Source organism: Virgibacillus oceani, from assembly GCF_014638995.1.
Lineage (GTDB): Bacteria > Bacillota > Bacilli > Bacillales > Amphibacillaceae > Virgibacillus_E > Virgibacillus_E oceani.
On sequence record NZ_BMFR01000020.1, the window covers coordinates 13,525 to 26,834 of the forward strand.

General features: G+C 39.7%; 8 protein-coding genes. 7 read left to right on the top strand and 1 reads right to left on the bottom strand.

Going from position 1 to position 13,310, the window contains the following annotated elements; translation table 11 throughout:
* Positions 1 to 196: 196 nt before the first annotated feature.
* The 5 genes from IEV74_RS16920 (at position 197) to IEV74_RS16940 (ending at position 7,837) form a co-directional block, all read left to right on the top strand.
* The gene (locus IEV74_RS16920) at positions 197 to 3,880 is read left to right on the top strand and encodes a nitrate reductase subunit alpha (RefSeq protein WP_188456551.1); all 3,684 of its coding nucleotides are present in this window, start codon (positions 197 to 199) and stop codon (positions 3,878 to 3,880) included.
* Positions 3,870 to 5,342, top strand: coding sequence for a nitrate reductase subunit beta (narH, locus tag IEV74_RS16925; RefSeq protein ID WP_188456552.1), 1,473 nt, complete (start codon positions 3,870 to 3,872; stop codon positions 5,340 to 5,342). The genes IEV74_RS16920 and narH overlap by 11 nt, the downstream gene beginning before the upstream one ends.
* Positions 5,343 to 5,372: 30 nt before the next feature.
* Entirely contained in the window at positions 5,373 to 5,936 is a 564-nt protein-coding gene (gene narJ, locus IEV74_RS16930) for a nitrate reductase molybdenum cofactor assembly chaperone (protein WP_188456553.1), read from the top strand.
* Positions 5,923 to 6,609, top strand: coding sequence for a respiratory nitrate reductase subunit gamma (gene narI / locus IEV74_RS16935; RefSeq protein ID WP_188456554.1), 687 nt, complete (start codon positions 5,923 to 5,925; stop codon positions 6,607 to 6,609). Before narJ ends, narI begins: the two co-directional genes overlap by 14 nt.
* Positions 6,610 to 7,582: 973 nt before the next feature.
* Positions 7,583 to 7,837: a hypothetical protein gene (locus tag IEV74_RS16940; protein ID WP_188456555.1), complete on the top strand. Its 255-nt coding sequence runs from the start codon at positions 7,583 to 7,585 to the stop codon at positions 7,835 to 7,837.
* A 221-nt stretch (positions 7,838 to 8,058) separates the two neighbouring features.
* On the opposite strand, the gene IEV74_RS19955 is transcribed toward IEV74_RS16940, so the two are convergent.
* The gene (locus IEV74_RS19955; protein ID WP_308419012.1) at positions 8,059 to 9,018 is read right to left on the bottom strand and encodes a methyl-accepting chemotaxis protein; all 960 of its coding nucleotides are present in this window, start codon (positions 9,016 to 9,018) and stop codon (positions 8,059 to 8,061) included.
* A gap of 505 nt (positions 9,019 to 9,523) precedes the next feature.
* Here IEV74_RS19955 and IEV74_RS16950 point away from each other — a divergent pair.
* A complete protein-coding gene (locus tag IEV74_RS16950) occupies positions 9,524 to 11,272 on the top strand; it encodes an ABC transporter ATP-binding protein (RefSeq protein ID WP_188456557.1) in 1,749 nt (582 codons plus the stop codon).
* A complete protein-coding gene (locus IEV74_RS16955) occupies positions 11,272 to 13,299 on the top strand; it encodes an ABC transporter ATP-binding protein (protein ID WP_188456558.1) in 2,028 nt (675 codons plus the stop codon). The genes IEV74_RS16950 and IEV74_RS16955 overlap by 1 nt, the downstream gene beginning before the upstream one ends.
* The last annotated feature ends 11 nt before the right edge of the window (positions 13,300 to 13,310 follow it).

Here is a 13,310-nt window from a genome sequence, read left to right on the forward strand (position 1 = left end):
ATCTTAAAGCGGATATGCATGGTTGTGGATATGAATTCGTAAACGTGACAATTATCACATTTAAAGATACAAAAGTGTCTATTTAATGAATCCGGTAATAAGTGTGACATTTTTCACAGTTATAATTTAGATTCCCTGTTTTAATTAAGCCATAGAGCGAAGTAAAGCCTATAACTTGAACTTGGAGGGAATTCCTGTGAAAAAGAAACATTCTCCATTATGGAAAAGACTAACGTACATGAAACCAAAAGAAACATATTCCGACAATCACAGCCAATTACAAGAGGGCAACAGAGAATGGGAAAATGTATATAGAAGAAGATGGCAGCATGATAAAGTAATCCGAAGTACACATGGTGTAAACTGTACGGGTTCGTGCAGCTGGAACATTTATGTAAAGGACGGAATTGTTACATGGGAAGGGCAGCAGCTTGATTATCCAACAACAGGACCCGACATGCCGGAATTTGAGCCACGCGGCTGTCCTCGCGGGGCTAGCTTTTCCTGGTATATTTACAGTCCATTGCGAGTGAAATATCCATATATACGAAAAAAACTGTTAATGCTTTGGCGTGAGGCTTTGGACAATCATTCAAATGCATTAGAAGCATGGGCAAGCATTGTAGAAGACCCGGAAAAAGCAAATCTATATAAACGTGCTAGAGGTAAAGGCGGACTAATCCGTGCTGATTGGGATGAAGTAACAAAACTTGTGGCGGCATCCACACTTTATACTGTTAAAAAATATGGCCCAGACCGTAACGTTGGTTTTTCTCCAATTCCAGCGATGTCGATGATCAGCCATGCAGCGGGCAGCCGTTTCATGTCATTGATGGGTGGCCCAATGCTCAGTTTTTACGATTGGTATGCTGACTTACCACCTGCCTCACCGCAAATATGGGGTGATCAAACCGATGTACCGGAAAGCTCAGACTGGTTTAATTCAGGCTATATTATGACTTGGGGTTCTAATGTTCCATTAACAAGAACACCGGATGCACACTTCTTGGTGGAAGCACGCTACAAAGGTACGAAAGTTGTATCTGTTAGTCCTGATTATGCAGAATCAACCAAGTTTGCAGATGATTGGATGAGCGTGAAACAAGGGACTGATGGTGCAGCAGCAATGGCGATGGGGCATGTTATTTTAAATGAATTCTATCACAAAAATATGCAGCCATATTTCGAATCGTATGCTAAAAAATATACAGACTTTCCATTTGTTGTTCGCCTGAAAAAAGGCAAGGATCATTATGTGGCAGACCGATTTTTACATGCAGCGGATCTAGGAAAGGAATCGGAAAACAGTGAATGGAAACCTGCAATGTTTAATAAAGCAACAAACAATTTTGCTATTCCACAAGGGACAATGGGGTCACGGTGGGATGATAAAGGAAAATGGAACTTACATTTAGTTGATGAAAATACAGAGGAAGCTATTGAACCAACATTAAGCTTTTTAGGACAAGAAGATGAAATTGCGATCGTTAATATGCCATATTTCGATGCAGAAAAACGCAGTGTGCTGCATCGTGCCGTTCCAGTTAAAACTGTAGAACTGGATGGAGTGAAAACATATGTAGCAACGGTATACGATTTAATGCTTGCCAACTATGGAATTGACCGCGGAATCGGTGGAGAAGCTGCGAAATCATATGACGATGAAACACCATTTACACCTGCTTGGCAAGAGAAAATAACTGGTGTTAAACGTGAATTAATCATTAAGATTGCTCGTGAATTCGCACAGAACGCTGTTGATACTGGGGGCCGCTCCATGATAATTGTTGGAGCAGGGATTAACCATTGGTATAACTCAGATACGATTTACCGGGCAGTCGTTAACTTGGTTTTATTGGTCGGCGCACAAGGTGTCAATGGTGGCGGCTGGGCTCATTATGTAGGTCAGGAAAAATTACGTCCTGCTGAAGGGTGGACCAATGTTGCAACTGCAAAAGACTGGCATGGCCCGGCAAAGCTAATGAACGGAACATCATTCTTCTATTTTGCAACTGGACAGTGGCGTTATGAAGAGATCCCGGTCAGCAGCTTAACGGCAGCAACTGTTGATAAGCCTCGCTATGAGCATTATGGGGACTATAATGTTCTTGCAGCAAGACTAGGCTGGCTGCCGGCATATCCGACATTTGATCGTAACGGGATAGACGTTTATAAGGAAGCTGTTGCGAATGGCTGCGAAACTTCAGAAGATATCGGAAACTATGTTGCACAGCAATTAAAGGAACGCAAGCTTAAATTTGCTATTGAGGATCCTGATGCACCAGAAAGCTTCCCGCGCAACCTGTTTGTATGGCGGGCGAACTTGATTTCCAGCTCCGGTAAAGGGCATGAATATTTCTTAAAACACTTACTTGGTACAACACATGGATTGCTGAATTCGGATGAAGACAGTTTACGTCCAGAAGAAATTACTTGGCGTGATGAAACACCGGAAGGAAAGCTTGACCTATTAATCAACTTAGATTTCCGGATGGCTGGTACGGCATTGTATTCCGATGTTATTCTGCCTGCAGCAACATGGTATGAAAAACATGACTTGTCAAGCACAGATATGCATCCATTCGTTCATCCATTTAACCCGGCAATTGCTTCACCTTGGGAGTCAAAATCGGACTGGGATATTTTTAAAGAACTTGCAAAAGGTGTATCTAATTTAGCTGAAGAATTAGAGATGGAACCGGTAAAAGAGGTTGTAGCAACACCATTACTGCATGATACACCACAGGAAATGGCCCAACCATTTGGTGAAATTAAAGACTGGTCTAAAGGTGAATGCGAGCCGATTCCTGGAAAAACCATGCCGCAAATTCATGTAGTGGAATATGATTACAAACAGCTCTACAGCAAAATGACTGGACTTGGACCAAATATCGGATCGAAGCCTTATGGAACCAAGGGTATCAATTGGGAAATGAAAGAAGAATATGAAAAGGTTAAACATACGATCGGTACCATTCGGAATGGAAGTATAGCGGATGGATGTCCAGACATTACATCCGCACGTGATGCGTGTGAAGCAGTATTGATGCTTTCATCTACAACTAACGGGAAAGTTGCTGTTAAGGCATGGAAGGCATTAGAAGAGAAAACAAACTTGGAGCTTTCCGATCTTGCCGAAGAACGTGCGGAAGAATGCTTTACATTTGATCAAATTACTGCACAGCCAAAAACAGTAATTACATCTCCTGCATTTAGCGGCTCGGAAAAGGGTGGACGAAGGTATTCTCCATTCACAACAAATATAGAACGAATGATTCCTTTTAGAACAATTACCGGGAGACAATCGTTTTATCTTGACCATGAAATGATGCAGGAATTCGGTGAATCAATGGCAACCTTTAAACCGATTCTTGACCATACACCGTTTCGGGCCGATCGTCCAAAGGTAGAAGGAAAAGAGATTGTGCTGAATTATTTGACACCACATAATAAATGGTCCATTCACAGCATGTATTTTGATTCACAGCCAATGCTGACATTGTTCAGGGGTGGTCCAACGATTTGGCTCAACAAAGATGATGCAGAAGAAATTGATGTGAAAGATAATGAATGGATTGAATGCTTTAACCGAAATGGTGTAGTTGTTGCCCGTGCAGTTGTGTCACACCGCATTCCCAGAACGGTAGCATTTATGCACCATGCACAGGATCGCCACATCCATGTTCCTGGTACGAAGCTAACCCAAAATCGCGGCGGAACACATAATAGTCCGACTCGAATTCATGTTAAACCAACACACATGATTGGTGGCTATGCGCAATTAAGCTACGGATTTAACTATTATGGAACAACAGGAAATCAGCGTGACTTAAATGTTATCATTCGTAAATTAGAGGAGGTTGACTGGCTTGAGAATTAAGGCGCAAGTTGGAATGGTAATGAATTTGGATAAATGTATTGGCTGCCATACGTGCAGTGTTACATGTAAAAACACCTGGACAAATCGTCCGGGTGCAGAATATATGTATTTTAACAATGTGGAGACAAGACCCGGTGTCGGTTATCCAAAAGAATGGGAGGACCAGAAGAAATATCGTGGCGGATGGGAAGTGGAAAATGGTGAACTTCGCCTTAAATCCGGCAGTAAGGTTAATCGTCTATTGAATCTATTCTACAACCCATATCAGCCAACACTGGAAGATTACTATGAGCCTTGGACATACGATTATGAAACATTAACAAATAGTCCGGAGAAAAAGCATCAGCCAGTGGCACGTGCTAAATCTACTATTACGAATGAGTTTATGGATATTGAATGGGGTCCAAACTGGGATGATGACCTTGCTGGCGGTCATATTACAGGACTCCGTGATCCAAACGTAGTAGAAATGGAAGAATCGATTAAAACAGAATTTGAAGATGTATTCATGATGTACCTTCCGCGGATCTGTGAACACTGTATTAATCCATCATGTGTGTCTTCATGTCCATCAGGTGCGATGTACAAACGTGATGAGGATGGTATCGTCCTAGTTGACCAAAACGCTTGCCGCGGCTGGCGTCATTGCGTTACATCATGCCCGTATAAAAAAGTATATTTTAACTGGAAAACGAATAAGGCAGAAAAATGTACGATGTGTTATCCACGAATTGAAAATGGTCAGCCGACGATTTGTTCTGAAACATGTGTGGGAAGGATTCGTTACATTGGGGTTATGCTTTACGATGCTGATCGTGTAAAAGAGGCGGCATCGGTTGAAAACGATCGGGATCTATACAAAGCACAGCTTGGTATCTTTCTTAATCCACATGATCCGGAAATCATAAAGGAAGCGAAGAAACAAGGAATCCCTGAAGACTGGATTGACGCAGCACAACAATCGCCAATCTATAAAATGATAATTGATTGGGAAATTGCTTTGCCATTACATCCAGAATACCGGACAATGCCAATGGTTTGGTATATTCCGCCATTAAGTCCAATTATGAACGTAATTGAAGGAAAAGGAAGCACTGCTGATACAGAGGATATTTTCCCTGCAATTGACCAAATGCGTATACCAATTGAATACCTTGCTAATCTGTTAACAGCCGGTGATACAGAACAGATTCGTACAGTATTAAAGAAAATGGCAGTCATGCGAAATTATATGCGTGCAAAGCAAACGGGAAAAAGCTTTAACATTGAGCTGATTCATCAATTAGGCTTGAATGAACAAGCAATTGAAACAATGTTCCGCTTATTGGCAATTGCTAAATACAGTGACCGTTTTGTTATACCGAAAAGCCATAAAGAGGTTGCTGAAGATGCCTATAGCGAACAAGGTGCATGCGGCTTGGACTTTGCAGGCGGACCGGGAAGCTGCGGTGTTTTAGCATAAACCAGTTTTCGAATTGAAAGGGTGATAAATATGAATGAACTGGAAATAAAGATGGGTTATCAAGTAATCTCATTCCTATTACAATATCCCGATAAAGAGAGAGCAGAGGTTCTGCCAGAAATAAATTCCGCCATTAATGACCTGCAAGATATAACCGTCAAGGAAAAAATCAAGTCATTTCTTAAGCGGGCAGAATGTTTGTCGTATGAAGAATGGATAGATCATTACATCGAATACTTTGACTTTGGGAAAATTACTAATTTATATGTTACGTATTTAAAATTGGGTGAACAGCGTGAACGTGGACTTGAATTGCTGAAGCTAAAGAAATTTTATGAGTCAAATGGATTTCATGCTTCAGAGAAGGAGCTACCGGATTATTTACCGTTAATGCTCGAATTTTGTGCACTGGTTCCTGTCCCAATCAGTTCCGAGCTTCTACAGATGTACTACAAAAATATTGATGAGATAAGGATTCAGCTTCAAAAGGCTGAAAGTGATTATGTATTGCTGCTTGAAGCGCTGCAGGAAGTTATGAACCATGCGGGAATTGCTGCAAGTGCAGAAGGAGTGGATAGCAATGAACTTAATTGACCTATTGTTGTGGGGGATCTTTCCCTATATTGTCCTGACAATTTTTATCGGTGGGCATATTTATCGCTATCAGCGTGATCAGTTTGGCTGGAGTACAAAATCAAGTGAGTTTTTAGACAAGAAAAGTATCAAGATAGGGTCACAATTATTTCATTGGGGAATATTAATCGTGTTTGGCGGACATTTTCTAGGATTAATTGTACCTGTTGAGCTTTATAACGCACTGGGAATTTCAGAGCATATGTATCATACCGTTGCACTCGTGTTTGGTATCCCAGCCGGAATTGCTGCGTTTGTTGGGCTAATATTACTATATTACCGTAGATTCACAGTTAAACGTGTGAGAGCTACTTCATCTAAAGGCGATTGGGCAGTTCTGTTCTTTCTATTAATCGTTATCGGTTCTGGAATTTCTGCGACATTTGCCAATATAGATGCACATGGATTTGATTACAGAACGACAATTGCGCCATGGCTCAGAGGGTTATTTGTATTTCATGTACAGCCCGAGCTTATGGCTTCGGTGCCTGTATGGTTTAAGATTCATGTTTCAGCGTTTTATGGAATTGCAGTGGTTTGGCCGTTTACAAGACTGGTACATGTGTTTAGTTTACCACTTCGATATATGAGAAGAAATTATGTTGTCTATCGCAGCAGAACAAGGAAAGCTTAAAAGTATTTTAGTCTAAGAGATATCCGAACTATGAATTCTTCAATTTAGAATTTGTATTCGCTCGGATATTTCTTTTTGTATATCCGTAAAATTCTACTGCTTTTTATCCGTAAAATGCGACGTAAATACTTGTGGTGATTTTGCATTATTTTGGACGCTCTTTGGTCCCGCAGCCCGTATACACTTCGCTTTCCGTGGGCGGCTGATGAGCCTCCTCACGCTGGGTGTTCGTCGTGTTGCAAGCATTTTCGGTGATGCTGCACTCCTCACAACTCGTAGCTTATTCGGTGGATGTTTTGCTCGTCGCTCCGGGGTCTCACCGATGCCTCATCTCCCACAGGAGTCTCCGTGTATACAGGCTGCTAGTAAGTGTATTTATAACGTAATCATGATTTCTTAAAGATATTATAGATACTTTATATTTAATAATTACAATCTATGCATGTACCGATATATATTAATTCCACTTCACTAGTCCGGCATCGCTGCGGGCGGTGACTCCTGCTCAGAAAAGCACGAGTCCGATGACACCAAAGAGTGGTTTTCTCGAGGAGGCTGAGGCCGTGCCCTAAGGTGCGCATCCGCCCGCAGCGATCCCGGACGGCGACCCGAGAATATTACGTCGCATTTTATTTTAACTACGTATTAAGAACCTACCGATGGAAATGTTCCGTTCTAACCGTCCTATCCTGTAATCGTTTGTTCATTTTAGTTACGTCCCGGTCTCTTTTTTTGAGGGAGGATGAATGCCCTTTAGAATAAATAAATGACTTATTTTAGCATCAGCATTACGGGTAAAGAGGCGGGCAGTTCAAGGCTATTATACATAATTCTAGGATAATAAATAGATATCCGAGTCTTTTGTCATATACTGAATACATAGAATCATTTTTCGAAATATTTCTACATTATATTGTTCATTTTGCAATTATGGTGTATTATGGAAATAATAAAAGGCATAAGGGGTGAGTAGATGGGGTATATTGTTAGAAATTGTCGATTATGTGCAAAACCAATGGAATCCAGCCCGTTTATGATGTGTACTGCATGCCTAATGGAAAGTGATAGAGTTAAAAATTATATTTTAAAACATCCTCATGTTTCAATCGAACAAATAGCGGAAGCAACACAAATCCCTTTTGAGAAAGTATTTAAAATGGTGGAACTAGGATTAAGCAAAGGCAATACCAGACCAAATGACAAAAATAAAACACAGACAGCAAGATAATATAAAGAGAATCACTCCTTTTTGAGCGATTCTCTTTTTTTGAATTATATTCTGATAGTATTTTGCTAATTTCAGCTGGTAGATTTCCATTCTTTGAATGAAGGATGCAGATTGTCCTTCAAGTGACACCTTTCGTAAGGCATTGTAGAGCGTATGATTTTGTAGTTCCAGTAACATGATACTGATAGCTCCTCAGGCTCATACACAGTTCAACTTTTCCCTTATTGCTTAGCTAATCCCTGGATTCCTTCAACACCAGATGCTAATTGCTTATCTACAACTGTTGCGTCTTCAATGTGCTGGATAATAGCCTGTTTGATTGTATCGAACGAATCGTTTGTTTTATCAATGTAGTTTACCATTTCCATGGTAAGCTCGTTTTGACTATTAATGTTTTCCAGTACATCCTGTGTGTTTGACTTTACAGTTTGAACAATGGACGCCATTTCAATTAGCATATTGACAGTCTTATTGTTGATCTCTGTTGATGATTGTAATGTTTTTTGGTTTTCGTAAGTGTCTTGTTCTGCTTCGTGAATTTTTTGTTGAATGGTTGTTGTTACCTCATCGATATGATGCGTACTTTCTGCTGTGTTTTCTGCAAGTTTTCGAACCTCTGCTGCAACAACTGCAAAGCCTTTCCCATGTTCACCAGCACGTGCTGCCTCTATTGATGCGTTTAATGCCAATAGATTTGTCTGGTTTGCAATTTCGCTGATAACCTGAACAATTTCTTTAATCGTGTTGGAATGTTCACCAAGCTCCTGCATGCTTCCCGCGGTTTTCGTCATTTGCATTTCAAGACTATCCATCAATTGTTTGTTTTTCTCGACTATTTCTTGATATTCTTCGGATTGCTTGGCTAATGAATCGGATGAATCAACTAAACCATTACCTTTTTCAACCAATTGATTGGAATGCTCACTTGATTCCTCGCCAAGTGATTGAATTTCTTCAAAATGCTGCTTAATTTGTACGATAAGGTCTTCTAAATCATGATGCTGTGTGTTCACGTGCTCATGCTGTTCGATTGTATGTAATAAGTTCTTTTCAAACTGATCCAGGAAAAGTTTATTTTCCTGAGTTATGGCTGTTTTTTCTTTTTCCAGCTGCTTAATTTTCTCATTTGCCTGGTTTAGCTTTTCCTGTATACTGTTTTGTTTATTTTTTTTGCCCAACATAATATTTCCCCCTAGAATATAGGCCAAATTCATTATAAATGCCATGATTCAATTGTACCATTACATTATTAATTTCGGTTACAATTCTAATTTGTTGAAGTAAATTTAAAAAAAATTAAAAAAGATATTGACTTTAAATTTTCCCAATACTATAATTATTGAGAATCAAAGTGAGAGGAGGTCACGACAATGGAAAAAAGAATTCAGATGAAAAACAATCGCAATTTAATATTTCGTGTGGCCTTCAAGGGTAATCGAAACGTATTCTAGCAATACATAATTTTTTATTCTTGTTTTTGTAAGGGTCACATGTGTCTGTGGCCCTTTTGTGATTTTATGGAGATTTCCCCATAGTTACGAAGCATACGTCACGGGCGCGTATGCTTTTTTAATGGAAAAATTTATTAATTTGGATTTGAGGGGCAATGAACATGTAAATGATTAAACTATAGATTGGCTTTAATTTTAAAACATTATTGGATTTTAGGCAGAGTAGGTGATTTGGATGTTTCAGGTTTTTAAGAAATTAGACTGGTTTTTTAAACATTATTGGAAGCGCTATGTATTTGCAATAGTGGCTTTGATCATAGCTAGTGCGATTGGTTTAATACCGCCTAAATTGGTTGGGTATTCCATCGATGAAATACAGTTCGAAACGTTGACAGTGAAGCTTTTGGTTATGCTCATCGCGGGATATCTAGTATTAACGTTCATCCATTATGCAATTTCATTTTTATGGGATTATACATTGTTTAGTGGAGCAGCTATCCTCGAACGATGGACCAGGAGCAGGCTGATGGATCATTTTTTAAGGATGACACCAACATTTTTTGGGAAATATCGAACAGGAGATTTAATGGCTCGTTCAACAAATGATTTACGATCGATACAGCTAACAGCAGGATTTGGAGTTTTAACTTTAGTTGACTCAAGTATATTCATGTTAATGATTGTTGCTGTGATGGGCTTTACAATCAGCTGGAAGCTAACCCTTGCTGCACTTATTCCATTACCAATTATGGCAATTGTAATGAATAAATACGGTGCATCGATTCATGCCAGGTTTACAAAGGCACAAGCTGCATTTGGTGATATGAATAATGAAGTATTAGAGTCCATTCGCGGTGTCCGCGTCATAAGAGCATTTGTTCAGGAAAAACAGGATGAGAAACGGTTTCAGAAAATGACAGAGGATGTTTACCAAAAAAACATTGAAGTTGCAAAAATCGATGCGCTATTCGAACCGACAATGAAAATTCTGGTTGGTTTATCCTATACAATTGGTCTTGGTTACGGAGCACTTCTTGTTTTTGAAAATTTGATTACCTTAGGTGATTTAGTAACATTTAACGTTTATCTCGGAATGCTGATTTGGCCTATGTTTGCAGTAGGGGAATTAATCAATATTCTACAGCGTGGTAATGCATCATTGGATCGTGTAAATGAAACGCTGGGTTATGATGCTGATGTGAAGGATGCAGAGAATCCGAAATTAGTTTCATTGGTTAATTCAATTGATTTTACAGACGTATCATTTTCCTACCCATCTTCAAAACAGAATCAATTAGTTAAAGTAAATTTAAACGTTAAACGTGGTCAAACAATTGGTATTGTTGGTAAAACTGGTGCAGGTAAAACGACACTGTTTAAATTAATGCTACGCCAATATCCTGGACTAGTGGGGAATCTCACCATCTCAGGCGTTGATCATAATGAAATCAGTTTAGAACAAATTCGTTCCTGGATTGGCTATGTCCCACAGGATCAGATCATGTTTTCGAAGACGATCCGTGAAAATATTCAATTTGGCAGGTCGGATGCATCCGATGAAGAAATATTTCGTGTCATGGATTTGGCACACTTTTTGGATGATATTAAACAGCTTCCGAATGGACTGGATACACAGGTTGGCGAAAGCGGTGTGACGCTGTCTGGTGGTCAGAAGCAGCGTGTAGCATTGGCTCGGGCATTTATTAAAGACCCGGAAATTCTCATTTTAGATGATTCAATGTCGGCTGTTGATGGTAAAACTGAGGCGAAGATTATTGAACATTTACGGAAAGAACGCAAAAATAAAACGACATTTATCGCTGCACATAGGATGTCAGCCGTTACACATGCGGACCATATTATTGTGCTCGAGGGTGGAAGAATCGCAGAAGAAGGTACACATGAGGAGTTAATGAAGCTTGATGGCTGGTATAAAGAACAATATCAGCTGCAGCAGCTGGAAAATGAGGAGGTGATCTCCTAATGAAACCATCAACTGAAAAACGGTTATTGCGCTATGCACTCGACTTTAAGAAAAGCATTATTATTGGCTTAATCTGCTTAGTAATTGCTGTTGCACTTGAACTTGCAGGTCCATTAATCGCAAAGAAGGTGATTGATGACCACATTCTTGGGGTGGAAGGCAATTGGCAAATGGTTGAGCAGAATGATGATAAATACACCGTTTCCTATCAGGGAAATTACTATAAACGAGCTGATCGATTAACAGAAGCAGATCAAACAGGAGAGCTTGCTACGATAGTGCAAGTAGAAAAAGATTATTATTTTGTTAAAGGGGATGTACCTCTTACAGGTAAACGCAGCGTAGAAGGGAACACAATTTCAATCACAACTGCAGAGGAAACCGTTACAGCACATGGAGAGAAACTCTCATTAGCTGATATCTATCCGTTTTTTAAGCCTGAGAGAGGACCAATCCTATTTTTGTTAGGATTATATATGGCATTACTATTAATTGCAGCGTTTTTTCAATTTTTTAAAACGTTTTTGCTGCAAAAAGTGTCCAATCAGATTGTTAAAAAAATGCGTAATGATATATTCGCACACACGCAGCGGATTCCGATTAATTATTATGTAGATCAGCCTGCAGGAAAAATCGTTGCCCGTATCACAAACGATACAGAAGCAATCCGTGATTTATATGAACGGGTATTATCGATTGTTGTTACAAGTATTATTTATATGGCGGGGATTTTTGCGGCATTGTTTATATTAGATGTGAAGCTGGCAGCAATTAGCTTGTTGCTTATTCCGTTAATCTATGGCTGGATGAAAGTATATAAGCATTTTGGTACGAAATACAATAAAGTAATCCGCCAAACAGTAAGTGAAATAAATGGTAACATAAATGAAGCAATTCAAGGTATGCCGATCATACAGGCATTTAGCAGGGAGAAGAAAACGAAAGAAGAATTTGAAGTATTAAATGAGCGTAATTTTACGTATCAACGTAAACTGGTTAAATTAAGTGCGTTAACCTCGTATAATCTCGTAACGGTAATTCGTAATTTAGCATTTGTAGGTTTTATCTGGTATTTTGGCTTCATTTCATTTGAGCCTGGAGGCATCATTTCAGTAGGTCTGCTTTATGCTTTCGTGGACTACTTGAACCGCTTATTTGAACCTGTAACAGATATTGTTAATCAGCTGCCATTAATTGAGCAAGCAAGGGTAGCAGGGGGACGTGTGTTCGAGCTGATTGATCGTGATGGTGAAGAGGTCGTCAACGATAAAATTGAGAAGTATCGCGGGAACATCCGATTTGATCATGTATCGTTTGCATACAATGATGAAGACTATGTCATAAAAGATATGTCCTTTGAAGTAAAGGCGGGCCAAACCGCGGCATTTGTGGGGCATACAGGATCAGGTAAGAGCTCCATCATGAATTTGCTGTTCCGTTTTTATGACCCGCAAAAGGGGTCCATTATGATTGATGGACAAAAAACGAAGGAATGGTCACGTCAGCAGGTGAGAAGTTATATGGGAATCGTACTTCAGGATCCATTTTTATTTTCCGGAACGATTATTTCAAATGTAACGATGAATGACCCCCGTATTACCCGGGAAATGGCAATTCAGTCGTTAAAGGCAGTTGGAGCAGATCGTTTTATTGAAAAATTGCCGCATAAATACGATGAGAAGGTTACTGAAGGCGGCAGCACGTTTTCATTAGGCGAACGTCAGCTATTATCATTTGCACGTGCACTTGCGTTCGACCCAGCTATTTTAATCCTGGATGAGGCGACGGCTAATATTGATACGGAAACAGAAAGCATCATTCAGAAAGCATTGGATGTATTAAAAAAAGGGCGAACGACACTTGTTATCGCGCACCGATTATCAACTATTCAGCAAGCTGATACAATTTTTGTCTTAGAACATGGTAAAATAATAGAAAAGGGCAATCATGAAGCGCTGATTAGTGAAAAAGGTCTGTATCATCAAATGTATCAAATGCAGCAGGGGAAAGCGAGAGAGGCTGTATAATCATAGGGGTG

What these genes read in the sequence shown, in the direction of transcription:
- IEV74_RS16955 (WP_188456558.1), top strand. Translation starts at nt 11,272, where the DNA reads ATGAAACCATCAACTGAAAAACGGTTATTGCGCTATGCACTCGACTTT.
- IEV74_RS16950 (WP_188456557.1), top strand. Translation starts at nt 9,524, where the DNA reads ATGTTTCAGGTTTTTAAGAAATTAGACTGGTTTTTTAAACATTATTGG.
- IEV74_RS19955 (WP_308419012.1), bottom strand. Translation starts at nt 9,018, where the DNA reads ATGTTGGGCAAAAAAAATAAACAAAACAGTATACAGGAAAAGCTAAAC.
- narI (WP_188456554.1), top strand. Translation starts at nt 5,923, where the DNA reads ATGAACTTAATTGACCTATTGTTGTGGGGGATCTTTCCCTATATTGTC.
- narJ (WP_188456553.1), top strand. Translation starts at nt 5,373, where the DNA reads ATGAATGAACTGGAAATAAAGATGGGTTATCAAGTAATCTCATTCCTA.
- IEV74_RS16940 (WP_188456555.1), top strand. Translation starts at nt 7,583, where the DNA reads ATGGGGTATATTGTTAGAAATTGTCGATTATGTGCAAAACCAATGGAA.